The sequence below is a fragment of the Bradyrhizobium sp. BRP20 genome, assembly GCF_020194215.1.
GTDB lineage: Bacteria > Pseudomonadota > Alphaproteobacteria > Rhizobiales > Xanthobacteraceae > Bradyrhizobium > Bradyrhizobium yuanmingense.
Genome location: NZ_JADYVY010000001.1, coordinates 501,464 through 525,912 on the forward strand (window position 1 = coordinate 501,464; position 24,449 = coordinate 525,912).

General features: G+C 63.5%; 16 protein-coding genes and 1 pseudogene. 9 read left to right on the forward strand and 8 right to left on the reverse strand.

What is annotated here, in order from left to right; all coding sequences use genetic code 11:
* Positions 1–179 precede the first annotated feature (179 nt).
* Positions 180–635 carry a cupin domain-containing protein gene (locus I6F33_RS02420; protein ID WP_035997581.1) on the forward strand — a complete coding sequence of 152 codons (456 nt, stop codon included), beginning with the start codon at positions 180–182 and terminating at the stop codon, positions 633–635.
* Between the two features lie 81 nt (positions 636–716).
* Here the strand turns inward: I6F33_RS02420 and I6F33_RS02425 are convergent, their stop codons facing one another.
* From I6F33_RS02425 to I6F33_RS02450, 6 genes are all read right to left on the reverse strand, one after another.
* The gene (locus I6F33_RS02425) at positions 717–1,769 is read right to left on the reverse strand and encodes an amidohydrolase (protein WP_225140958.1); all 1,053 of its coding nucleotides are present in this window, start codon (positions 1,767–1,769) and stop codon (positions 717–719) included.
* 110 nt (positions 1,770–1,879) lie between these two features.
* Positions 1,880–2,401, reverse strand: a complete 522-nt coding sequence (locus tag I6F33_RS02430; RefSeq protein ID WP_225140960.1) for a hypothetical protein — start codon at positions 2,399–2,401, stop codon at positions 1,880–1,882.
* A 71-nt stretch (positions 2,402–2,472) separates the two neighbouring features.
* On the reverse strand, positions 2,473–3,417 hold the full coding sequence (locus I6F33_RS02435) for an EamA family transporter (RefSeq protein ID WP_225111607.1): 945 nt from the start codon (positions 3,415–3,417) through the stop codon (positions 2,473–2,475).
* 68 nt (positions 3,418–3,485) lie between these two features.
* Positions 3,486–4,298, reverse strand: coding sequence for an MBL fold metallo-hydrolase (locus I6F33_RS02440; RefSeq protein ID WP_225111608.1), 813 nt, complete (start codon positions 4,296–4,298; stop codon positions 3,486–3,488).
* A gap of 91 nt (positions 4,299–4,389) precedes the next feature.
* Positions 4,390–5,919, reverse strand: a complete 1,530-nt coding sequence (locus tag I6F33_RS02445) for a permease (RefSeq protein WP_225140962.1) — start codon at positions 5,917–5,919, stop codon at positions 4,390–4,392.
* Entirely contained in the window at positions 5,916–6,665 is a 750-nt protein-coding gene (locus I6F33_RS02450; protein WP_057028575.1) for an ABC transporter ATP-binding protein, read from the reverse strand. The genes I6F33_RS02445 and I6F33_RS02450 overlap by 4 nt, the downstream gene beginning before the upstream one ends.
* Positions 6,666–6,939: 274 nt before the next feature.
* On the opposite strand from I6F33_RS02450, the gene I6F33_RS02455 reads away from it, so the two are divergent.
* The 6 genes from I6F33_RS02455 (at position 6,940) to I6F33_RS02480 (ending at position 13,734) form a co-directional block, all read left to right on the forward strand.
* Entirely contained in the window at positions 6,940–7,815 is an 876-nt protein-coding gene (locus I6F33_RS02455) for a branched-chain amino acid ABC transporter permease (protein ID WP_036021277.1), read from the forward strand.
* A 5-nt stretch (positions 7,816–7,820) separates the two neighbouring features.
* Entirely contained in the window at positions 7,821–8,972 is a 1,152-nt protein-coding gene (locus tag I6F33_RS02460) for a branched-chain amino acid ABC transporter permease (protein ID WP_036021279.1), read from the forward strand.
* Positions 8,969–9,727, forward strand: coding sequence for an ABC transporter ATP-binding protein (locus I6F33_RS02465; protein ID WP_035997604.1), 759 nt, complete (start codon positions 8,969–8,971; stop codon positions 9,725–9,727). Before I6F33_RS02460 ends, I6F33_RS02465 begins: the two co-directional genes overlap by 4 nt.
* Before the next feature lie 3 nt (positions 9,728–9,730).
* Entirely contained in the window at positions 9,731–10,519 is a 789-nt protein-coding gene (locus I6F33_RS02470; protein ID WP_035997607.1) for an ABC transporter ATP-binding protein, read from the forward strand.
* Between the two features lie 95 nt (positions 10,520–10,614).
* A complete protein-coding gene (locus I6F33_RS02475) occupies positions 10,615–12,453 on the forward strand; it encodes a long-chain fatty acid--CoA ligase (RefSeq protein WP_109142366.1) in 1,839 nt (612 codons plus the stop codon).
* Positions 12,454–12,534: 81 nt separating this feature from the next.
* Positions 12,535–13,734: an ABC transporter substrate-binding protein gene (locus tag I6F33_RS02480; protein ID WP_035997612.1), complete on the forward strand. Its 1,200-nt coding sequence runs from the start codon at positions 12,535–12,537 to the stop codon at positions 13,732–13,734.
* Positions 13,735–13,894: 160 nt separating this feature from the next.
* Here the strand turns inward: I6F33_RS02480 and I6F33_RS02485 are convergent.
* Positions 13,895–15,011 (reverse strand): annotated as a pseudogene (locus I6F33_RS02485) (lysozyme inhibitor LprI family protein).
* A 177-nt stretch (positions 15,012–15,188) separates the two neighbouring features.
* Complete coding sequence (locus I6F33_RS02490) at positions 15,189–15,920, reverse strand: transglutaminase-like cysteine peptidase (protein WP_036021290.1); 732 nt, start codon at positions 15,918–15,920, stop codon at positions 15,189–15,191.
* Positions 15,921–16,648: 728 nt separating this feature from the next.
* Here I6F33_RS02490 and I6F33_RS02495 point away from each other — a divergent pair.
* Together I6F33_RS02495 and I6F33_RS02500 are read left to right on the forward strand one after the other, a co-directional pair.
* Positions 16,649–21,949: a VCBS domain-containing protein gene (locus I6F33_RS02495; protein WP_225140964.1), complete on the forward strand. Its 5,301-nt coding sequence runs from the start codon at positions 16,649–16,651 to the stop codon at positions 21,947–21,949.
* 142 nt (positions 21,950–22,091) lie between these two features.
* Positions 22,092–24,323: a CHASE2 domain-containing protein gene (locus I6F33_RS02500; RefSeq protein ID WP_225140965.1), complete on the forward strand. Its 2,232-nt coding sequence runs from the start codon at positions 22,092–22,094 to the stop codon at positions 24,321–24,323.
* Positions 24,324–24,449: the final 126 nt, after the last annotated feature.

Here is a 24,449-nt window from a genome sequence, read left to right on the forward strand (position 1 = left end):
CATATGTGCGAATTCGCAGAGGAAATCGTGACGTTAACCGTATCGCACCCGCAACTCGGGGCTGATTGTCGAGTGCCATGTAAGAAAGAATTAAAAGCAGCCTACTAGCGTCCCAACTTCTTTCGAAGCAATCCGGGCCGAGACCCGGCCATTCATATTTAAATCTTCTGGGGAAGCAGATGTCGCGCACATTGATTGAAATCGGTAGTTGCAATGTGGACCTCGAGCTGCGGCCGATCGAGCCGTCCTGGATCATCGAGGGCAATCCGGTATCCCGCTCCCGCGTCTTGTCGACCAGCGCCGACGGCACCGCGCAGACAATCATCTGGCACTGCACCGAAGGCCGCTTCAACTGGTACTACGACATCGACGAGACGATCATGATCATGGAAGGATCGATCGTGCTCGAGAGCGACGGCATGCCGCCCAAGCGCTACGGCCCCGGCGACGTCATTTTCTTCCGCGACGGCGCGCATGCCAAATGGCATGTCGAAGGCCACGTCAAGAAGATCGCCTTCTGCCGCAAGACCAATCCGGTGATGATCGGTTTCCTGATCCGCGTCATCAACAAGCTGAAGAAGATGTTCGCCTCCACCGGCGAGCGCCGTCCGGCCTCGCTGATGGGCGCCGGCTAAGCGGACACCAGGGTTTCAAGGACGCTTCCCAGCGGCCACGACGAAGAGGGGTCGGGATCAAGGTCCCGGCCCCTCTTTTCATCATGACGGCAGCTCGAGCCGGTAGACGTCGATCGCGGTCTGCGAAAACAACGCCGTCTTGTCGGCCTCGCTCAGCTTTGAGGTGATACGCTTGAAGGCGTTGAAGATCACCTGGTAGCTGCACTGGCCCTTGTCCGGGGGGAAATTGCTTTCGAACATCGCGCGCTTCGGGCCGAACGCCTCGATGCAAGTCTCGACATAGGGCCGCCAGGCCGCGGCAAGCTCCTCGGATGTCGGCGGCCTCTCGCGCAAATGGAAGTCGTAGCCAAGCAGGCACATCGCGAGACCACCGAGCTTCACCACCACATTTTCGCATGTCGCGATCTCCCGGATCGAGGCGCGCCATTGCGCAAACACCTCCTCGCGCCGGCCCGCGAAGCGGCCGGTTCCGACCGGGCCGCCGCAATGGTCGAGCACGATCCTGGTGTCGGGGAAGGCGCGCGCCAGCGCCGTGAGCTCGCCAATCTGCGGATGGAACAGCCAGGCATCGAAGCTGAGCTTGAGGGGCGCGAGGCAGGCAAAGCCTTTGCGGAAGGTCGCGTCCTGCAACAATCCCTTCGGCCTGTTCGCATACATGCCAGCGACGACAGGATCTTCGTCCCAGGCCGAGGAATGCCTGATGCCGCGAAAGCGGCCGTTGCCGGCGGCGATCTCGGCTTCCAGCACGCCCTTCGCGGCGTCGCCGAGCAGCAGATTGGCATGGCTGACAATGCCGGCGCAGATCGCGGCCTTGCCGTAGCCGCCGCTCGCACTCATGGCGGCGACGCCGTTGGCGAACTCGACCTCGCCAACGGGCCGGAACGCCTCGGGCCCATGCGCGCGGTACATCGAACGGCAGTCGACATAGACGGTGGCGATGACGTTGTGACCGGAGGCGATGTCGGCGGCCATCTCCTCGATCAGATAGCGGTGCCCGCGATTCCACAGATGATGATGGGGATCGACGATCGGCCGCAAGGGATCGATGATCTCCTCCCGATGCAATGCCAGCCAGTCCTCACGCGGATCGACGAACAGCCCGCTCGTGTTGGCGGGTACACCGCTTGCTGCCATCGGCCTTCGCTCCCTGATGTTTTGTGTCGGGAGCCTAGCACCTCATTTCCGCATGCAGCAGCGCGCCTTGCGCAACCGCACCCATCATCACGAGCAATGCGGTATGCTCGTCAGCCCGTCCGCCGTCTTGCTCTTACTTCGACCATCAGCCGCCAGTCCACTGCCGTGGCCGGCTTGACCTCCCCACGCCAACGGAAGGAGTCCCCGGTAATCTCAGTAAAGCTCCAGCGCGTCAGCTCGCCGGATTCGGTCGTGCCTTCCTGCACGATGTCCTCGCCGCGGGGACGGCCGAGCTGCTGCCGGAACACGCGGCGGCCCGGATCGAACCAGGAAATCCGCCACGCATCCATGGCCGGATCGTAGACGCGCAGCGTGGTGCCGTACCAATTGCCGGCGATCGGAAAGGCTGCGCTGCCCGCCGGCCGGGGAATGATCCAGACGTCCTGCACCGCACGGCCTTCCAGCACCCAGCCGAAATGGATTTCGCCCGGCGCGGTGTGGCTTCTGCCGTCCGCTCCAAAGGCGGCGATCTCAGCGTCCCAGTCGCCGACGAAACGGCCGTAGAGCTGAAGCGCGGCCGCGTGCTCGGGATGCGGTGCGCTGGCGTGAAGAAGTCTCGCAAAGTCGTTCATGTTGCTCTCCTGCTGCGGAGGATTCAGCACGGATGAGCCGCGGGCGACTTGGAGAAAATTGCCGTCGGTCGTCAGGTCTTGCGCAGCGACAGATGTCTCATGGGACGATCGGCCTCCGCCTGCGTCGACCGATTGCTCGAGCTCTCAGCACGCCAGATGGCGACAACGGCGACAATGACGAGACTCGCGCCCACGAGCATCATGCGAGAGAACGGCTCTCCGAGCACGAGGGTGCCGAGCAGCACCGCGATGACCGGATTGACGAATGTGTAGGTCGAGACCAGGGAGGTCGAGACATTCTCGAGCAGCCAATTGTAGGCGGCGAAGCCGATGACGCTGCCGGAGACGATCAGCCAAAGAGCTGCTGCAACGGACGTCATCGAGACCTCGCTCGGTCTAAAACTCTCCAGTTCGCCCGTGAGCCAGCTGATCGCGAACAACACGGCGCCCCCAATCGATAGCTGCATGCCCGACAGCGCGATCGCGGATGCTTGATGCGACATGCTGCGCGACAGCACGGTGCCGATCGACCAGGACAGCGCCGCAGCGAGCAGCCAGACGATCGGAAGCATGCTGATTCCGGCCTGCTCGGCGTTCTGCCATGCTACGAGCCCGACGCCCACGAAGCCGGGGACGAGCGCGAGCAGCGCGATCGGCCGCGGGCGCTGATCGCCCGGAAAAAGCGTGTCCGCCAGCAGGATCCAGAACGGAATCGTGGCGAGCACGATGGCGGCGACGCCGGACGGAACCGATTGTTGCGCGAAGGCGAGAACGCCGTGGCAGCCGACGAAGAAAAGCAGCCCGCAAAGGCCTGCCTGCAACCATGTTCGGCCCTGGGTATTCGCGACATGCCTGCCGCTGAAGGCGAGCAAGATCATGCCGCCGCATAACGATCGAACTGCCATCAGCAGAAACGGCGGTATCGATTGCAAGCCAAGCGTGATGGCGAAATAGGTGGAACCCCACAGGAGATAGATGGCCGCAAACGAGCCGATGACCAGGAACCGTCTGCTCATGATTGCTCCGACTGAGGTGGGTCTTGGAGCAACCAAGTCGTTGACGGGTGATGCGTTCCGGTTCTGAGTCAGACCCCGTCGAGGATGATCACCGTCGGCTTCGTCGGCAGCGTATCCCGTGACATCCGGAACGAGCGCTCGGCGCGCCGGTCGATCTCGAACTGCTGGCCGATCCGGCGCATGAAGTCGTCGAGCGGGGTGGCGAAGCGGTGCATCGGCAGCACCACCGAGGCGCGCAGCCGCTTGGTGATCTCGGAGATGCCGTCGAGCGTCATGGTATAGGTGCCGTCGATCGGCACCATCACGATGTCGAGCCGTCCGATCTGGGCGAAATGGCTGTCGTCGAGCTTGTGATGGAGGTGGCCGAGATGGCCGATGCAGAGGCCGGCTGCCTCGAAGATGAAGATGGAATTGCCGTCGCGGATCATGTCGCTGCCGGCATCGTCGCCGTAATAGCGGCGGATGTCGGTGGTGACGTTGCGGATGAAGGTGTCGCTGATGCGCTGCGACACGATCGCCGGCTTGCCGTCCTCGCTCCAGCCATGCAGCACGTGGGGAATGCGCTTGTCCGGAAAGAGAGTGTAATGAGTGCTGTGCGCCCGGTTCATGGTGACGACATCGGGCAGTCGCCCGACCTGGTAGGCGCCGCTATAATCGGTGGCGATGCGCAAGCCGGCGGGCGTGTCGATGAAATAGGTGGAATGGCCGGCATAGGTGATCTCGACCTCGGGCGCAGCTGCAGCCTGCCTGAAGACGACCGGCATGATCCGCGGCGCCGCGTTGGCCATCGCCAGGCATTCGCTGCGCAGTGGTTGCTGGGCCAGGGCAGGGGTCAGGTATGCGCTGAACAGCGCGATAGCCGCCAAAACCAGTCGTCGCATGGATCCGTCCCCGATGACTTCACAGCGAAGTCTAGCGTGCAATGCGGAGCATCGCCAATGGGCTGCGATCAACAGCGCGTCAGTGTCGCACCTATTGCTCGCGCTTCGGGCTGAACTTCCAGGTGACCGCGACGAGGCCTGCGGTAATCAGGCCGCTGATGAGGCCGGCCAGGGGAAGGGCGAGCAGCAGTGCGGCGGTGGCGGCCCAGCCGATCGAGGAAAAGGCCTCGGCGAAGGTTGCAAGCCGCGAAGACGTCTGACGGCGCCGGAATTGGCTGCGCCTTGCCTGCACCCGGAACCAGAGCTGGATCGCGGTCGCCGAGGCCGCGCTGATGATGATCGCACCCGCGCTGATTGCGGCCTGGGATGGCGAGGCAAAGGCCAGCGCCGCGAGCAGCGGAGCGAAGATTGCGGCAATCGCGATCAGCACCACCTCGATCTTGGCACGGATGATGCCGGACGGCATCAAGGGCGCGGTCGCGACCAAGTCAGGCGCGTCCTCGCCCGAGATCGTCAGCCAGGCGAGTCCGCCGGCGAGCTGTCCGGCCGCCATCACGATGACGGGTGTGATCAGTGTCAGCGCCGCGGAGCTGTCGGCGAAATTACGCCAGAGCAGCAGCGCCGGCGGCACCAGATAGAGCAGCTGCATCAAGGTCTGCGAGATCAGCCATGGATCGCGCCACAGCAGCATGAATTCCTTGCGACGCAGCGCCTGCTGGCGCGATCCGCCGCGGAACGGGCGCTCCTTGGCACGGACGCGGCCGGACGTGGCGTAGGCCGCCGCATCGATCGCGGTGTCGGCAAAGCGGTGCGAGAAGATCGCCATCACGCCGCCGAGCATGACCAGAGCGAGCGCGAGAAGCAGCGCTAGCGCCTCGCTGTCGCCCATCGCTGCCCGCGCCGGCCACCACCAGATGCTGTCGACGTCGGGGGCGTAGGCGGCAACGCTGCCCGAGGTCAGGATGGTGAAGCGCGACAGCGTGCCGTAGGACATGATCGCGGCGACCTGAAGCGCGATCACGAAACCCGCACCGATGATGGCGGCGAGGATCTGTGCGATCAGGCGCGTCCGCGCCGGGCCGATCAACCGGAACAGGAGAATGGTGACGGCGATCGCGATCGCCGCCGCGGACAGGCCCATCGCAATGACGACGCCGAAGGCCGCCAGCCAGCGCGCGCCGCCGCCGATCACCAGAACGTCGATGAAGGGCGTCGAGAACAGCAGCGCCAGCACGGTGACGGTCAGCGCGATCGCGGCGATGCGGACCGAGAACGGATTGGCCAGCCGCGCCGGCGAGGACATGATCAGGTCGAGATCGGCGCGGGCGTAGAATACCCGCGTCACGGATTCGATCGCCTGCGACAGCATCAAGGTCCAGGCGAGAAAGATCGTCGCCGAAATCACGATCAGAGAGGATTTGTCGAGCGGCAACTGCAGGTCGGCGAAACGGCCGATCACCGCCCAGGCCGGCAGGTGGAGCAGCGCGGCGAAGCACATGAGGCCGATGATTGCGGCGCGCGCCCGTTTGCGCCGCCCGCCCGTCATCATGGCGAGCCATTCGCGCCAGGCGAGCCGCAGCTCGTGCCGGGCAAACCAGGACAGCGCGGTGGCCGAGCTCATGCCGCTTCCTGAAGCGTCACCAGCGCGATGAAGAGGTCTTCCAGGCTGGTGTCGGCATGGCCGTTCTGGTGGCGCAGCTCGGTGAGCGTGCCTTCCGCGACCAGGCGGCCGGAGGCGATCACGCCGATGCGGTCGGCCATGCGCTCGGCGACTTCGAGGATATGCGTGGTCATGATGACGGTGCAGCCGGCGCGGACACGCGCGCTGAGCAGGCCCTTCACATGGCGGGCGGAAACCGCATCGAGCCCCGTCAAGGGTTCGTCGAGAATGATGAGGCGGGGATCGTGCACCAGCGCCCCTGCGAGAGCGACCTTCTGGCGCATGCCCTTGGAAAAGCCCTCGCAGCGCTCGTGGCGGTGCGCCTCGAGGCCGAGCGAATCGAGCAGTTCCTCGGCGGCCGGTTGCGAGATCGACGGCGCGATGCCCCAGAGGCCGGCGACGAATTCGAGATATTCGAGCGGGGTGAGCTTGTCATAGATCATGGGCTCGTCGGAGACCCAGGCCATCACCTGCTTGGCGGCGACGGGGTCTTGGAGCGCATCGATGCCGAAGATCGAGACGGCGCCGGCATCGGGCCTGAGCAGGCCCGCAACCATGCGTAAAGTGGTGGTCTTGCCGGCGCCATTGGGGCCGACCAGCGCGTAGAATTCGCCGGCGTGAATGGTGAGATCGAGGCTGTCGACCGCCAGACGGTCAAAACGCTTCGTTAACCCTCGGACTTCCAGGGCCGAGTTGTCCGGCTTCATGACGGCCACACCATCCGGTTTGCATCGCCCGCGACCATGACCCGAAGATGTTTCGGCACCGTGAATCGCACTGCCGCAAATTCCGCCAACCGGATTGGACTAAAGGCAAGGCATCCCGACAAGTCACCGTTTGTTGACAGCGCGCGGGCGTTCAGGCTGAATTGATTCCGGACAAATGGCGCTAACGCGGCGAAACGACTGCGTAGCGACTGGACACAAGATGCGGCAAGGCGGCCTCGAAGAACGCCGGTTGCATCGGGGAGGACGCGCGTCAATGCTGGATTTCGTTCAGCAGCTGGTCAGCGGTGTTGCGCTCGGCTGCGTCTACGGCCTGATCGCGCTCGGCTTCGTGCTCGTCTACAAGGCCACCGAAGTCGTCAATTTTGCCCAGGGCGATCTGATGATGCTGGGCGGTTTCTTCGCCTTCACCTTCATCGGCATGATGGGCCTGAACTACTGGATCGGCTTCGCCGGTGCGGTCGCCGCCATGGCGCTGTTCGGCATGCTGGCCGAGCGCGTGGTCGTGCGGCCGATCCTCGGCTATCCCCAGTTCTCCATCATCATGGTCACGATCGGTCTCGGCTATTTTCTGCGTTCGGTCGCGGGGATGATCTGGGGCACCGACGACCTGAAGATCGAAACGCCGTTCAGCCAGGGCGTGCTGCGCATGGGCTCGCTGGTGCTCGCCTACGACAAGCTCTCGGTGATCGCAGCGACGATGATCCTGTGCACCCTGCTCTGGCTGTTCTTCAACAAGACCACGCTCGGCACCGCCATGCGCGCCAGCTCCGAGAACATGCTGGCGGCCTATTACATGGGCATTCCGGTCAAGCGCGTGGTGGCGGTGGTCTGGGCGATCAGCGCGGCGGTCGCGACCTGCGCCGGCGTGCTGCTGGCGCCGATCACCTTCATCCACTCCAATGTCGGCCTCGTGCTCGGCTTGAAGGCGTTTCCCGCCGCCGTGCTCGGCGGTTTCGGCTCGATCCCGGGCGCGGTGGTCGGCGGCGTCCTGATCGGCGTGATCGAGAGCATGGCCGGCTTTTACCTGCCCGAGGGCTGGAAGGACGCCGCGCCTTACATCGTGCTGCTCACCGTGCTGCTGCTGAAGCCCGAGGGCCTGTTCGGCCTCCACGTCCGCAAGAAGGTCTGAACGCCATGCGCTTCCTGTTCAAGACCGACTACGAGGACGACATCAAGCTGTTCCCGCATTCCGGCTACGTCGTCACCTACGGCGTTCTGCTCGCGCTGCTGCTGATCGCGCCTCACGTGCTCTCCAGCTATCTGATGAGCCAGCTCGTCTTCGTCTGCATCTATGCGATCGTCGGCGTGGCGCTGCTGATTCTGACCGGCTTCACCGGCCAGGCCTCGCTTGGGCACGCGGCGTTCCTCGCCATCGGCGCCTACACGGCGGCGTACTTGCAGAAATACAACGTGCCGTTCCCCGTCTACTTCCTCGCCGCCGGGCTGTTGACCGGCATCATCGGCGCGATGGTCGGCTTTCCGGCGCTGCGCCTCACCGGCATCTATCTCGTCATCGCCACCATCTCGTTTGCCCTGATCGTGGAGGAGATCCTGGCGCGATGGGAAAGCGTTACCCACGGTAACGAGGGCATGCGGGTCAAGACGCTGTCGCTGCTCGGCGTCGCCGTGCCGCGCGACAGCCCGACCTTCTATTACCTCTGCCTTGCCGTGCTGGTGCTGACCATCGTCGGCACGCTCAATCTACTACGTTCGCCGACGGGCCGCGCCTTCGTCGCGATCCGCGATTCCGAGACGGCGGCGCGCAGCATGGGCGTCAATGTCGCGCTCTACAAGGTGAAGTCGTTCGCGATCTCGGCCGCGATCACCGGCTTTGCCGGCGTCCTGTTCGCGCACAAGCTCTCCTTCATCTCGCCGGAGATGTTCACGCTTCAGCTCTCGATCGAGTTCATCATCGTGATCCTGATCGGCGGCACCTTCAGCCTGCACGGCGCCGTGCTCGGCGCGATCTTCATCGTGATGATCGACCCGTTCCTCACCTATCTCAAGGACGACATGCCCGGCATCATCGCCGGCATTGCCGCGACATTCGGCGCCGGCGCGGCGACTGCGGGCAATATCGAGGCGAAGGTCGCGGCCTTCGCCTCGCTCAACGGCCTGAAGGGCGCGATCTACGGCATCATCATCGTGCTGTTCGTGCTGTTCGAGCCGCTCGGGCTCTACGGCCGCTGGCTCAAGATCAAGCTCTTCTTCCAGCTGTTCCCTCTCTACAAGCGCGCCACCTTCAAGCGGCAGAAGATCTACGTGAAGTCGGAGCGCAATCGATGAGCTATTTCCGCGCCGAGAACCTGTCGCTGCATTTCGGCGGCCTCAAGGCGGTCGATGCGGTCTCGTTCGCGGTGGAGAAGGGCGAGATCCTCTCGATCATCGGGCCGAACGGAGCCGGCAAGAGCTCGATCTTCAACCTGATCTCGCGGATCTACCGGCCGACCTCGGGCCGTATCTTCTTCGAGGACCAGGACATCACCGAGCAGCCGCCCTACGACATCGCCAAGCTCGGCATCGCCCGTACCTTCCAGAACATCGAGCTGTTCGAGAACGCGACCGTGCTGTCGAACCTTCTGGTCGGCCGCCACCGCCATTCGACCACGCAGCTGTGGCAGGAGCTCTTATTCCTGCCGAGCGTGCGGGCCAACGAAAAGGTTCACCGCCGCCGGGTCGAGCAGGTCATCGAATTCCTCGACCTCGAACCCTATCGCGACAAGCTGATCTCGGGCCTGCCTTACGGCGTGCGCAAGGTGATCGAGCTGGCGCGCGCGCTCTGCTCGGAGCCGAAGCTGATCCTGCTGGACGAGCCGTCCTCGGGTCTCAACGTGGAGGAGACCGGCGACATGTCGTTCTGGATTCGGGACATGAGGACCGAGCTCGGTATCACCGTGCTGATGGTCGAGCACGACATGTCGCTGGTCAACCGGGTCTCCGATCGCGTCATCGCACTGAACTACGGAAGGGTGCTGGCGATGGGCTCGCCCGCTGAAGTGCAGCAGCACCCCGACGTCGTCGCCGCGTATCTGGGAGCCTGACCGATGGATGCCGCTGCGCCCCAGGATATCATCCTCAAGCTCTCCAACATCGAGAGCTATTACGGGCCGATCATGGCGATCCGCGGCATCTCGCTGGAGGTGCCGCGCGGGCGCATCGTCACGCTGCTCGGGGCCAACGGGGCCGGCAAGACCACGGTGCTGAAGACCATCTCCGGCATCCTCGATCCGCAGAAGGGCGCGATCGAGTTCATGGGCAAGCCGATCCAGCGCATGGAGGCCGACCGCATCGTGCGGCTCGGCCTCAGCCACGTGCCCGAGGGGCGCGAGGTGTTCCCGTTCCTCTCGGTGCGCGAGAACCTGATGATGGGTGCCTATCCGCGCAAGGACCGGGACGGCGTCGCGGAGGACATGGAGCGCGTCTACGGCTATTTCCCGCGCCTGAAGGAGCGCATCAACCAGCCGGCGGGCCAGCTCTCCGGCGGCGAGCAGCAGATGCTCGCGATCGGGCGCGCGCTGATGAACCGGCCGACGCTGCTCTTGCTCGACGAGCCCTCGCTCGGCCTGTCGCCACTGCTGGTGAAGGAGATATTCACCATCATCCGCCGGGTCAACGAGGAGCAGGGCATGTCGATCCTGCTGGTCGAGCAGAACGCCAAGGTGGCGCTGGAAACCGCCCATTACGGCTATGTGCTGGAGATCGGCCGTATCGTGATGAACGATACCTGCGACCGCTTGATGCATTCCCAGGACATCCAGGAATTCTACCTTGGCGCCAAGGAAGCCGGCGCGCGCGGCGAGCGGCGCTGGAAAAAGAAGAAGACGTGGCGGTGAGGACGAGCTGGCAGTAAGATGAGCTTGCCCAACGTTGAGCAAAGACCGGCTGGCAAGGCAGGCAGCGGAGGGAAGGCGACAAGGAGGAGAGGTGCATGGCCCGACCGGCGGTGCTGACGGTCGCTGATACGATCGCGAAGAGCTTCTTGCGCGCCGCCGAGACGCGGGGCGACAGGCCGGCGATCCGCGAGAAGAAGTTCGGCATCTGGCAGCCGACGAGCTGGCTAGAATGGCTGGAGATCTCCAAAGAGATCGCCTACGCGCTCCGCGCCGTCGGCTTCATGCCCGGCGAGGTCGCCTCCATCATCGCCAATGCCGTGCCCGAATGGGTTTATGCCGACATGGGCATATTGTGCGCCGGCGGCGTCTCCAGCGGAATCTATCCGACCGATTCTTCGTCCCAGGTCGAGTATCTCGTCAACGACTCCGCCACGAAGGTGATCTTCGCCGAGGACGAGGAGCAGCTCGACAAGATTCTCACCTGCCGCGCGCGATGCCCCAGCTTGCAGAAGATCATCGTGTTCGACATGGAGGGCCTCAGCGGTTTCTCCGACGACATGGTGATGTCGCTGGACGAGTTTCGCGCGCTCGGCCGCAACCACATGGTCGGCCGCGAAGCGCTGTGGCAGGAGATGATCGACAGCCGCAGCGCCGGCGATCTCGCGGTCCTCGTCTATACGTCCGGCACGACCGGCCCGCCGAAAGGCGCGATGCACGCCAATCGCAGCGTCACCCACCAGATGCGACACGCCAACGACTTCATACCTGCGCGAGAGGACGAGAACCGGCTGGTCTTCCTGCCGCTCTGCCACGTCGCAGAGCGTATCGGCGGCTATTACATCTCGGTCGCGCTCGGCTCGGTGATGAATTTTGCCGAGAGCCCGGAAACCGTGCCTGACAATCTGCGCGAGGTGCAGCCGACCGCCTTTCTGGCCGTGCCGCGCGTCTGGGAGAAGTTCTATTCCGCCATCACCATCGCGCTGAAGGATGCAACGCCGCTGCAGCAATGGGTCTATCGCCGCGCCATCGGCATCGGCTACCGCATGGTCGATTGCCGGCTCGAGGGCAGGGCGCCGCCGCTATCGCTGCGCATCGCCAACCGCATCGCCTACCTGGTCGCGTTCCGCAACATCCGCCGCATGATCGGACTCGACCGCTGCCGCATCGCGTTCACCGGCGCAGCCCCGATCGCACCGGAGCTGATCCGCTGGTATCTGGCGCTCGGCATCGACATGCACGAGGTCTACGGTCAGACCGAGAATTGCGGGGTCGCAACCATGATGCCCGCGGACAAGATCAAGCTCGGCTCGGTCGGCACCGCGGTGCCCTGGGGCGAGGTCGCGCTGTCGCCCGCCGGCGAGATCCTGATCAAGGGCGACTTCCTGTTCATGGGCTATTTGAACCAGCCGGAGAAGACCGCAGAGACGATCGATTCCCGCGGCTGGCTGCACACCGGTGACGTCGGCACCATCGACAATGAGGGCTTCGTGCGCATCACCGACCGGATGAAGGACATCATCATCACCTCGGGCGGCAAGAACATCACGCCGTCCGAGATCGAGAACCAGCTCAAGTTCTCGCCCTACATCTCCGACGCGGTCGTGATCGGCGACAAGCGGCCCTATCTCACCTGCCTCGTGATGATCGACCAGGAGAATGTTGAGAAGTTCGCCCAGGATCACGACATCCCCTTCACCAATTATGCCAGCCTGTGCCGGGCGAGGGAGATCCAGGACCTGATCGGGCGCGAGATCGAGCATGTCAACGGCAATTTTGCCCGCGTCGAGACCATCAAGAGGTTCTACCTGATCGAGCGCCAGCTCACGCCCGAGGACGAGGAGCTGACGCCGACCATGAAGCTGAAGCGCGGCTTCGTGAACAAGCGCTACGCCGCCGAGATCGAGGCGATGTATCGCGAGCGTGCGGTGGCGTGACGAGTCGGTCCATTTCGAGAAAGCGAAGGAGCTGTGGCCCCGCCCTTCGTGCAATACGGGCCTTTAGGAGAGGAGACGTCAATGTCGAAATCGTTCAGCGCATTCGGCCTTGCTGTGGGTGCCGTGGTGCTCACCTGTCTGCCGGCCGCAGCGCAAACCAAGGTCACCAACGAGGGCATCTCGGCAACCGAGATCGTCATCGGCACTCACCAGGACCTGTCAGGCCCGATCAAGGGGTGGGGCGTTCCGGTCGCGAACGGCATGAAGATGGCGGCCGAGGAGATCAATGCGGCCGGCGGAATTCACGGCCGCAAGATCCGGCTGGTGGTCGAGGACAGCGGCTACGATCCGAAGAAGGCCGTGCTGGCGTCGCAAAAGCTGATCGAGCGCGACAAGATCTTCGCGATGGTGGGGCCGATGGGATCACCGACGGTGCTCGCCGCGCAAGACATCCTGTTCGATGCCGGTGTCCTGCAGCTGTTCCCGCTGACGGCGGCCGAATTCACCTTCAAGTTCGATCCGGCCAAGCCGCAGGAGCGTCTGAAGTTCAACAATTTGCTGCCCTATGTCGAGAGCACGCGGGCTGCGGTGAAATACATGATCGAGTGGAAGGGCTTCAAGAAGCCCTGCATCATGCATCAGGACGACGAGTACGGTAAGAACGTGCTCGATGGCTTCAATCAGCAGCTCACTGCCATGAAGGCGCAGCCGGCCTCGATCACGAGCTACAAGCGCGGCGCCTCCGATTTCAGCGCGCAGATCGCCAAGATGAAGTCAGATGGCTGCGACCTCGTCGTGCTCGGCACCGTGCTGCGCGAGACCATTGGGGCGATGACCGAAGCCAAGAAGCTCGGCTGGGACGTCACCTTCCTCGGGGCCACCCCCACGAACGTGATGGAGGTTCCTGCGCTGGGTAAGGACGCCGTCGAGGGTCTCTATGCTGCCAGCGGCTTCGAGATTCCTTATGAGGACACCGCCAAGGGCAAGGTGAAGGATTGGCTCGTCAACTACAAGAAGATGTTCAACGCCGACGCCAACACGCAAGCCATCATCGGCTACAATGCCATGATGACTTTTGCGTTCTATGCCAACAAGGCCGGCAAGGATCTCACCGGGCAGAAGATGCTCGATGCGCTCGAGTCGGGCGAGAAATTCCTCGACATCTTCAACTCGCCCCCCACCAAGTTCTCCAAGACCGACCACCTCGCCAACACCATCACCCAGGTGCAGCAGGTCAAGGGCGGCCGCTGGGTGCTGGTGAAGGACAATCTGATGTTCTGATGCTCTTCGCCTCTCCCCGCGCGCGGGGAGAGGCCGGAATTTGCGCAAGCAAATTCCGGGTGAGGGGGACTCTCCGCGAGTCCGTCTCTCACCGTCTTTGCCGAAGCAGCCCCTCACCCCGACCCTCTCCCCGTAAGAACGGGGAGAGGGAGAAGGGCCTCTACGATCCTCCGCCCGCGGTGCCCGAATTCACCGGGGCGAGTTCGTCTTCCCGGCAGCGCCAGCCGTCGGCGGCTTTGACGAAGGCGAAGGTTCGCTGGACCCTCAGCCGGCGCGTGACGTTGAAGACGTCTGCTGGGCGCGTCTTGTTGCCGGCTCCCTGCTGCGGCCGACCCGTCGTGGCGTCCCAGCAGGTGCCGGTGCAGATGGAGGCGATCCTGCTGCACACGGTGAAGGGAGCGAGCACGGCCATTTCGATTTCGCCCGTGACCTGTGCCTCCTGGTCGGTCACCTGGCTGTCGAGCGCATAGACGCGGTTGATGCGCAGGAAGTTGCCGCAGGAATTGGCCGCATGAATCCGCGCGGCGCAGAAACTCGACGGCGTCGGCGTCGGGAATGCGGGCCGCGACCTGCCGGCCGAACACTTTTTTGGGATCGCCCTTCGCGGCGCGGATTTCATCTGTCTTGCGCTTCAAATGGTCGGCGAGACAGTCCTCCGCGGATTCCAGCTCCTGCAGCGGCACGTTCTCCTTGCCGACCAGATTGCATTTGCGGTCGCGCTCGCGCGTCCACCGTCCATATTCGGCGAAGGCAAAGCGTGCCGCAGTCGGGTCCAATTTGCCGATCAGGCCGAGCACCTGGCCGTTGAGCTCGGTTTCGGCAAGCGTCAGCGAGGGGTCTGCGCAGATCACCGCGCCCGCAGCAGTGTTGGCCGCAAGGCAGTCGAAATCCGGATCGCGAACGATCGCGGCGCGCTCCTCGGTGACCTTGAGCAGGCACGCCTTGACGGTCTCGAATTGGTCGGGGCGGATCGCGGTCTGGCCGACGATGCCGCAGCTGAGGTTGCGTTGGCGGACCCAGATCGCATTCTCCTCGATAGCGGGCAGGCGATCCGGCAGGCGGGCGAGCCGCTCCTCGATCGCGATGCTCAGCTTCTCGGCGGCGGCGGCAAGCGCGGCATCACCGCAGAACAATTGGTTGCCGGGGTCGCGAATCGGCTGGCAGTTGTTCCTGGCAAACAGCGGCAGCCTGTCGGCGATCGCGCGGTCGGATTGCGCGGACGCGGGCACCGCCGGCAATGCCAGCAGCGCAAGCACAGACAGCACGATGAATCGCATTCCAAGTCGCCCCCGCACGGAAGGCCCCATGCTAGCGTCTGGTCTTGCGCGGTGAAATGGGTTTGTGGGGACGAGCAGTGGAAGGTCTGTAGCCCGGATGGAGTGCAAGCTTAATCCGGGGCCGGTGCGAGTGGTAAGAGTCCCGGATTTTGCTGCGCTCTATCCAGCTACGAACAATCAACGTGCCTCGGCGGCCGCCATCGAGACCTGCACCGGCTCGTCGACATATTTCAGCACGGCCGACTGGTGGAGCACGAACAGTGGCTGATAGCTCCGCGTCGCGTCATCCTTGACCATCGCCATGCGGCGATTGTCCAGCATCAGCCATTGCCCGTCGAGCTTTGCCGCGGCAATTGCGTGCGCCTCGCCGGCCCTGACGTCTCGCACCACGACGATGCGGAGGTCCTCAGAGGCAATTCCCGCCAGCCGCAGCGCGGCCAGCTTGGCGATGGCATAGTCCTCGCAATCGCCGGTCCCGCGCGCGAAGGTCGAAAGCGGCGAGCTCCAGACGTCGTCGGTGCCATCATTGGCGGCATGGATGGCGAGATTGATGGCGCGGTTGACCTCGCCGAGCCGCGCGCGACCGTCGCGGGCGCGGGCGTGGTCGACTATGGCGAGCAGCTCGAGCGCTGCCGGTGAAGCGCAATTGTCCCGGTCGCCGTCGCACAGCGCGAGCTGCACCATGTCGTCGTCGAGCTTGTCCTTCAGCACGGACCATCTCTGCTGCAGGCTACCGGACGAGATGGCGAAGGCGAACACGCCGAACGGTTCGGCGGATTTGCGCACGAGGACGCCGGCGCCGGGCGACAGCAGCGTGCCGGCGCGAAGCTCGGCGGCCGATCCGAGCAGGATCAAGCCGCACATGACGAGGATTGCGCGCCAGGCGCGCGAGCGAGCAGCGGTCTCCATCTGACATCCCCTTCCCAGGCTTCACGAGATCCCCCTCGATCTCGACGTGCCGGGCTTTGTTGCTTTCGCGGAGATAGTGCGAGACGGGCCGTTTTGTTCTGCTTAACGCGCCCGGCAGGGGTTCCAAAACCGGGTGACAGGCTGAAATGGGCCTACCGAAATTGCGTAAAATTTTACGATTCGCCGGCTAGGAGGTGTCGCGTTGCCGCGAAATGGAGCCAATTGCAGACACAGGTTGTGGCAGTGCCGAATCCGGATCCTATGGCTAACAACCCCCATTTCATGGGGTTCTGTTAGATAGGTCACAGATTTAACTCCGTATTTGCCGCAGGATGCTGCGGGAGCTCGCGAAGGAAAGATGATGAAAGTATCTGCTTCGTAACTATACAGCAGGTTACTTTGGATGACTGGAAATGCGTGGAAACAGGCTGAATTCGACATACGAATATTTGAGAAATTACTTTCACTCCTCTGTCGCGGCGGCACGCCGTGGGGCCTCCCGGGGCCAAGTGATGCGAAATCACACAAGCAATAGATGGTATCGCTAAGGACTTGCTAATGCTATGCAAGCTTAGGCGGTCGATACTTACTTAAATTTTAACCCTTTATACGGTGCCCGGTTGAATTACGCTGGCCAATTTGACGGCGCGATTTCTTTGGACGGCCAGGGTTCCCGCTCGCCCGTCGGGGCAAATATCGATTCTTTTACCGCAAAGGCGAACGGTCACGTGCCCGACGGCGCGTTCGTCGTTCCCGACCCCAATCTGATCTTCAACGGCGAGTTCAAGCGTGCCGGGCTCGACCTTGTGCTGTCCCACGACGGTCATGAGTTCGTCGTTCACGATTATTTCAGGGGCGACAAGCGCGCCGCGCTCGCTTCGCCCGACGGCGCCCACCTCAGCGGCGACGTCGTCAACGCCCTCACCGGCCATGTCCAGGTTGCCCAGGCCGCGCCCGGTGCCGGTGCGGGCCAGGTCATCGGTCACGTCACCAAGCTCGTGGGAAGCGCGACCGCGATCCGCAACGGCGTCTCGGTCATCCTGAACAATGGCGACAACGTCGAGAAGGGCGACGTGGTCTCGACCGGGGCCGACTCGACGCTCGGCATCACCTTCATTGACGGCACCGTGTTCGGCCTGTCCTCCAACGCGCGGATGGTGCTGAACGAGATGGTCTACGACCCCAACGGGTCGAACAATTCCTCGCTGCTCAGCCTCGTCGCGGGCACCATCACCTTCGTCGCCGGCGAAACCGCCAAGCGCGGCGACATGAAGGTCGACACGCCGGTCGCCACCATGGGCATCCGCGGCACGGCGGTGCTGACCCAGATCAACTTCGTCGTTCCCGCCGGCGGCGGCGATCCGCAGCCGCAGGCGAGCTTCCAGGTGCTGGTCGAGCCGAACGGCACGACCGGCTCCTACATCCTGTTCGACAAGGTCACGCTGCTGCCGATCGCGACGGTCAACCAGGCCGGCCAGATGATCCAGATCAGCGGCGGCAACGTCTCGATCACCAATGCACTGATGTCGCCGGAGGTGCAGAAGCTGATCACGGACGTGTTCACGCTGAAGTTCACCGACAACAACACCAACACTAAGCTGACCACGAACTACACCGATACGATCACGCCGTTCGGCTATGAGGTGTTACTCAAATCGTCGTCCGGCCCTAGCGCCACCGCAACATTCGTCAATCTCAATCCGCAGGGATCGGAGACGCCCACCACCTCCACGCCGCTCATCGTACGCATTCCCGGCCAGCCGATCGCGCAGAGCTTCGACGCGAGCGGCAACGTGAAGACGGCGTTCGCGTTGACGGAGCGTGCGGACACGACCGGCGACACGCGCGCCGACACGATTTCCGGCGTGATCAGGTTCGTCGATCAGAACCTCGGCGACCGGCCGACGGTGAGCATCAGCCTCGCCGAGGCGCCGAACTACGTCTACAAAACTGCGGGCCAGAACGACGTCACCGGCTCCCTCTCGGAGCTCCAGAAGCAGGACATCGCGGCGACGCAGATCCAGATCAGCGTCGTCCCTGACCCCGCCAACAACAACAACGGCTCGGCGGTCTGGACCTACACGATCCCCGACCACGTCTTCGACTTCCTCGCCGCCGGCGAAACCCTGACGCTGACCTACATGGTCCGCGTCGACACCAATTTCACGGTGAACCCCGAGTCCAGGTTCATCCCGATCACCATCACGATCACGGGAACGAACGACAAGCCTACCGTTGCGACGTCAGGCGGCACCGTTATCGAACAGGTCGGGACCGGCAACGAGGCGCTGGACATCATCACGGGCACGGTCACCTTCACCGACGTCGATCTGACGGACCGGCCGATCGTGAGCGCGGCGCTCTCATCCGTCGAGCCGTTCAAATATCTCGATGCCGAAGGCAACGATATCACTGCGTCCCTGACGCCGGAGCAACTCGCGGCGATCGCTGCCGTCAAAGTGCCGCTGACCGTGGTTCAGGGTGCCGGAAACAGCAACAACGGCACGGCCACCTGGACCTACAGCGTTCCCGACCATCTCTTCGACTTCCTGGCCGAGGACGAGAAGCTGATCCTCAACTACGTGGTGCAGGTCGATGACGGGCACGGCGGCGTCGTCAGCACGCCGATCACCGTGTCCATCGACGGTGCGGACGTCAATGTCGAGGGCACCAACGACGTGCCGACGATCGTCGAGGACTCGACGACGCCCACCGGAGAAGTGACAGAGGATACGGCGGCAACCCTGACGGCGAACGGCACCGTCGCCTTCAACGACCCCGATCTCACGGATACGCACACTGCCAGTTACGTCCTGAAGTCGACGACGTCGAACGCGCATCTGCCCGGCTTCGGCAGCGGCACCTCGCATATCGGGACCTTCGCGCTGACCGCGGTGAGCGAGAGTCCGGGTGTCAGCACGCGCGGATCAGTGGGTTGGACCTTCACGCTCAACGACAACGATCCGGTGCTGCAGTCGCTGGCCGAAGGCCAGACCATCACCCAAGTCTACACCGTGACCGTCGACGACCATCACGGTGGCACCGTCACCCGGGACGTCACGGTCACCATCACCGGCACCAATGACACGCCGACCATCACGAGTGATGCAGACGCTGCAAAGGGCAGCGTCACCGAGGATGCCTGCGCGACGCTGTCGATCGAGGGCACGCTCGCGATTCAGGATCTCGATCTGATCGATACCCACACCGCGCAGGCCGCATTCAAGTCGGCGACGTCGAGCGCGCATCTGCCGGGCTTCGATGGTAATGCGCCGCTCGGCACCTTCACGATCGATTGCGAGGTCGCGGAGTTCAACACCGATACCGACAACAGCGCGACGCTGGGCTGGCACTTCAGCCTCGACAACGACAATGCGGTGCTGCAATCGCTGGCGCATGGCCAGACCATCACCCAGGTCTACACCGTCACCTTTACTGACGATCACGGTGCGCAGGTCTCCCAGGACGTCACTGTCACGATCAACGGCGCCAACGACGCGCCGACGATCACGAGCGATCCCGAGGCGGCAACGGGTGCGGTTACCGAGGATGACGGCGCCTCGCTGACGACCAGCGGTACGCTGGCGATCCAGGACGTTGACCTGATCGACACCCATACGGCGCAGGTGCAGTTCAAGTCATCGTCCGTCAGTTCGGCTCTGCCGGGATTCGAGGACGACAGCACGAATATCGGCACCTTCTCCATCGGCGCGGTGTCCGAATCCAACGCCGACACCAGCACCGGCGCGACGCTCGACTGGCACTTCACGCTCGACAACAACGATCCCGTGCTGCAGTCGCTGGCGGAAGGGCAGACCATAACTCAGGTCTACACCGTCACCTTCAAGGACAATCACAACGCGACTGTCACGCAAGACGTCACCGTCACCATCACCGGCACCAACGATGCGCCGACCGTCTCCTATGTGACGTCCGACTACATGAACTTCGACGGTGCGACCATCGCGGTCGGCGACGTACCGACGGTCGCCACCGACGACGTGACGCTGGACGGCTGGGTGAACTGGAACGGAGACGCTGCCTCCGCCAGCCAGGTCTTGTTCTACAATGGCAATACCTCGACCACCGGTTTCGGCCTCATGGGCACTGTCATCAGCGGCAAGCTGGAGATCGCGATTCTCGAGGGCGGCGTCGAGATCCAGGATACCGGCTTCGCGCTTACTGCGGGGCAATGGCATAACCTCGCCTTGACGCGTGACGACGGCATCTTCACGCTTTATGTCGATGGCAACGCCGTCTATTCCCACAGTGGCGGCGTCAACGCGATCGCTGGCGCTCAGGAGCCGTCCTACATGATGATCGGAGCGGCGAGCGGCAGGTACGCTCCGGGCTTCGGTACGCAAGGCTTCACCGGCTCGATCGCCGATGTCAGCGTCTGGACCACCGCACTCACGCAGGCGCAAATCCAGTCGTACGACTTCACCGCGCTCACCGGCAACGAGGCCAATCTGGCCGCCTATTATACGCTTGGCGACGGCAGCGGGAGCACGGCCTCCAACACGGTCAACCCAACCAAGAGCCTCGCCATTGAAGGTGATGCGGATTGGGCCAGCGGGACCTCCGGGCCGGGCGGCGCATTTGCCGATCTGACGGAGACCAATGGCGGCCAGCTCTCGCATGGCGTGCTGGCGGTCTCCGACGTCGACGCGACCGATCACGTCACGGTATCGGTCGATGCGGTGCAGGTTAAGCTCGACAACGTGTTGCAAACGGGCAGCGTCGGCGGGCTGTCGCATGCCGATCTCCTGAACTATCTGACCGTGCCGTCCGGCGACATTCTCAACGGCACGGCGACCCACGCCCAGTTTACCTGGCAATTCAACTCGGCCGGCCAGGCCTTCGACTTCCTCGCCGCCGGTCAGACGCTATCGCTGCAATACACCATCGTTCCGTCGGATGCTCAGGGCTTTGGCACTAGCGCGGTCGTGACCATCAACATCACCGGCACGAACGACGCACCGACGCTGTCCGATCTCCACATCGGCCCGCTCACGGACACCGCTGACGACGACACCTTCTCCAATCTCACCGGGCAACTGGCGGGGACCGACGCCGACAGCGGTGAGACGGCGACGCTGACCTATGCCGTCCTCAATTCAGATCACCAGGCGGCCACGACGGTCGCGGGACTCTACGGCTCGCTGACGGTCAATTCCAACGGCAGCTATAGCTACGTTCCGAATGATGCTGCGATCAATGCGTTGGCGGACGGATCGTATGTCGATACGTTCACGGTCCAGACCACGGATATCCATGGTGCGACCGACACGGCAACGCTCAAGGTGAACGTGACCGGTGCGGACGACGGTGCGGGCCCGGTCATCAACACCGAGAGCTTCCAGGTCGAGCACATCACCGAGAACAGCAACGAGATCATTACCGACCTCGTCGTCATGGACGCCGATCCCGGCGCTGCGACGGACACTTTCACGGTCACGCTGTCGACCGCGAATCCGGACGTCAGCCTCGCAAGTGTTTATCCGACGACCGGCACGCTCGAGCAGATCAACACCGCCCTCGCGCAAGGCGCGGGCATCGTCTACGAGCCGACCGGCGCTGATCCCGAGGCGGGACTGCCAGCCACCGATCAGATCACGCTGACCGTTGCCGATTCGGCGGGCCGCTCGGACACCGTGAACTTCATCTTCGTCGAAGGAGCCGAGAGCCAGGGCATGACCCTGCAAGGTACCGCCGGTAAGGACGTCATTTTCGCGACCGAGTCGAGTGATACGCTGATCGGCGGCAGTGCCAAGGATCAGTTCGTATTCGCACCGGCCTCGTCGCAGGATTCGGTTCAGCACACCGTGAATGATTTCGAGTACGGCCTCGACAAGCTCGACCTGCGGCAGTTCAGCGGCATCAGCTCCTTGAACGACCTTGCCCCGACCGCCGCGCAGGATGGCGGCACGTTGCTTACGCTGGATAGCCACGAGACGATCCTGCTCAAGGGTGTCGCCGTCGCGAATCTCCAGTCCAGCGATTTCATCTTCGGCACTCACGTCGGCTAGTGGAAGCAGGCGGCGCTTCCGGTTTGCACCTCGACCGCGGCAAAAAATCCATAATCCTCAGCACTCGGGGAATAGCCAATCGCACGCCGACGCTTCATGATCGGTGCGCCCGGCATGATCTGGGTCAGGAAGTCTGACTGGCATGAAGCGTTTCAAAATCCTGCGGCGGTGGTTTGCGCAGAAGTTCGGCCTTGCGCGACTGATCTGCCTTGCGCTGCTGGTCTTGTTCGCGGGCGCGCGCCTGTGGGATCCGCCGCCGATCCAGGAATTGCGGCTGCGTACCTTCGACATGTTTCAATTGATCGATCCGCGCGAGAAGGCGGCGCGGCCGGTCGTCATCGTCGATATCGACGACAAGAGCCTCACCAGACTCGGACAGTGGCCGTGGCCGCGCACGCGCATCGCCGACATGGTCCAGAACCTCACCAAGAACGGCGCGGTGGCGATCGGCTTCGACATGGTCTTCTCCGAAGCCGACCGGCTCAACCCGGAGCAGGTCGCGAGCCAGATGCGCTATCTCGACGACGCGACCCGCGCCAAGCTGCGTGAGCTGCCGAGCAACGATCAGATCCTCGCCGACGCGATCAAGCGCTCGCACGTCGTGCTGGGCGAGACCGGGCTTCCGGAGGTCTTGTCCGAGCTCGACAAGTCGCTGCCGTTCACGGGGGTTGCAACGGTGGGGGAGGACGGGGCCGAGCGTTTCCTGTTCGAATTCCCCGGCTTGCTCCGCAACGTGCCGGTCATCGAGAGGGCCGCGGCCGGCCGCGGCCTGTTCTCGATCCGGACCGAGCGTGACGGATTGATCCGCCGCGTGCCGATGATCATGCGCGCCCAAGGCAACATCATGCCCTCACTCAGCCTCGAGATCCTGCGCGTCGTCACGGGCACGCCGACCCTGCTGGTCCGTACCGATAAGACGGGCATCAAGTCGATCCGCCTCAAGGGTTTGGAGGTTCCGACCGACAAGAACGGTCAGCTATGGGTGCACTATGCCCGCCGGGATCCTTCGATCTACGTCTCCGCGGTCGACGTGCTCGACAATGCGGTGCCGCCCACGAGGTTTGCCGGCAAGCTGGTGCTGGTCGGCACTTCCGCGGGCGGCTTGAACGACATCAAGACCACGCCGGTGTCCCGGGCCATGCCGGGTGTCGAGATCCATGCCCAGGTGCTGGAGGGCGTGCTGAGCCGCGCGGTGATCTCGCAGCCGAACTATGCCCTGGGCGTCGAGCTGATCGCGGCGCTGATCATCGGCCTGCTCGTCATCATCTTCACGCCGAATCTCGGCCCCGTCCGCCTCGTGCTGGTGGGCGCGGCCTTCGCGGCCATCCTGATCGGCGTGTCCTGGTTCTCCTACACGCAGCACCGCTATCTCATCGACTTCACCTATCCGCTGCTGTCGACGACCGCAGTCTACCTGACGCTGATCTTTGCGAGCTTCGTGCGCGAGCAGCGTCAGCGCGTGCAGATCCGCGGGCAATTCGCGCAATACATGTCGCCTGTGCTGGTCGAGCAGCTGGCGCAGTCGCCGGAAAAGCTCGTGCTCGGCGGCGAGGAACGCGAGATGACGATCATGTTCTCCGACGTGCGCGGCTTCACCACGATCTCCGAGAGCTACAAGCACGATCCGCAGGGGCTGATCGAGCTGATGAACCGCTTCCTGACGCCGCTGACCGACGTCATCATCGACCGCAAGGGCTATATCGACAAGTACATGGGCGACGCCATCATGGCGTTCTGGAACGCGCCGCTCGACGACGCCGAGCACGAGATCAACGCCTGCGAAGCCGCGATCCAGATGCTCGAGCAGATCGACGAGGTCAACAAGGAGCGCGAGCAGGAGGCCGCCGACGGCGGTCACGTCTATATCCCGCTCAATGTTGGCATCGGTCTCAACACCGGCATCGGCGTGGTCGGCAACATGGGGTCCGACCTGAAGAAGAACTATTCGGTGCTCGGCGACAGCGTGAACCTGGCCTCGCGCCTCGAGGGCCAGTCGAAGGCATACGGATTTCCGATCATCGTGGGCTCGCGCACGGCACTCGCTGCCAAGGAGAAATTCGCGATCCTCGAGCTCGACTTCATCATGGTCAAGGGCAAGACCGAGCCGGAAGTGATCTACGCCATCGCCGGCCGCGAGGACGTGATGCATTCGGCCGCGTTCCAGCGCCTGCGCAACATCACCATCGAGATGCTCGGCTGCTACCGCAGCCGCGACTGGCAGGGCGCCCTGGATGCCATCGAGCGCGGCCGCAAGAGCGAGGACGCCGACACGCTGGAGAAGCTGTTCAGGCTTTACGAGGCGCGGATCAAGGATTTCCAGATCGATCCGCCGCCGGAGGGCTGGACCGGCGCCTATGCCCTGCTGACCAAGTAGTCGTCACGGTCACCGCTCGTGCAGGGTGGGCAAAACATAGCATGCCTACCATATGCAGGTGCATCGAGGTAAGTATGGTGGTGGGACGGCGCTTGGCGCCTCTGCCCAACCAAAAGAAAAAAGGGC

Bases quoted from the DNA above. Each gene is read 5' to 3' on its own strand.
- I6F33_RS02420 (WP_035997581.1), top strand. From the start codon at position 180: ATGTCGCGCACATTGATTGAAATCGGTAGTTGCAATGTGGACCTCGAG.
- I6F33_RS02425 (WP_225140958.1), bottom strand. From the start codon at position 1,769: ATGGCAGCAAGCGGTGTACCCGCCAACACGAGCGGGCTGTTCGTCGAT.
- I6F33_RS02430 (WP_225140960.1), bottom strand. From the start codon at position 2,401: ATGAACGACTTTGCGAGACTTCTTCACGCCAGCGCACCGCATCCCGAG.
- I6F33_RS02435 (WP_225111607.1), bottom strand. From the start codon at position 3,417: ATGAGCAGACGGTTCCTGGTCATCGGCTCGTTTGCGGCCATCTATCTC.
- I6F33_RS02440 (WP_225111608.1), bottom strand. From the start codon at position 4,298: ATGCGACGACTGGTTTTGGCGGCTATCGCGCTGTTCAGCGCATACCTG.
- I6F33_RS02445 (WP_225140962.1), bottom strand. From the start codon at position 5,919: ATGAGCTCGGCCACCGCGCTGTCCTGGTTTGCCCGGCACGAGCTGCGG.
- I6F33_RS02450 (WP_057028575.1), bottom strand. From the start codon at position 6,665: ATGAAGCCGGACAACTCGGCCCTGGAAGTCCGAGGGTTAACGAAGCGT.
- I6F33_RS02455 (WP_036021277.1), top strand. From the start codon at position 6,940: ATGCTGGATTTCGTTCAGCAGCTGGTCAGCGGTGTTGCGCTCGGCTGC.
- I6F33_RS02460 (WP_036021279.1), top strand. From the start codon at position 7,821: ATGCGCTTCCTGTTCAAGACCGACTACGAGGACGACATCAAGCTGTTC.
- I6F33_RS02465 (WP_035997604.1), top strand. From the start codon at position 8,969: ATGAGCTATTTCCGCGCCGAGAACCTGTCGCTGCATTTCGGCGGCCTC.
- I6F33_RS02470 (WP_035997607.1), top strand. From the start codon at position 9,731: ATGGATGCCGCTGCGCCCCAGGATATCATCCTCAAGCTCTCCAACATC.
- I6F33_RS02475 (WP_109142366.1), top strand. From the start codon at position 10,615: ATGGCCCGACCGGCGGTGCTGACGGTCGCTGATACGATCGCGAAGAGC.
- I6F33_RS02480 (WP_035997612.1), top strand. From the start codon at position 12,535: ATGTCGAAATCGTTCAGCGCATTCGGCCTTGCTGTGGGTGCCGTGGTG.
- I6F33_RS02490 (WP_036021290.1), bottom strand. From the start codon at position 15,920: ATGGAGACCGCTGCTCGCTCGCGCGCCTGGCGCGCAATCCTCGTCATG.
- I6F33_RS02500 (WP_225140965.1), top strand. From the start codon at position 22,092: ATGAAGCGTTTCAAAATCCTGCGGCGGTGGTTTGCGCAGAAGTTCGGC.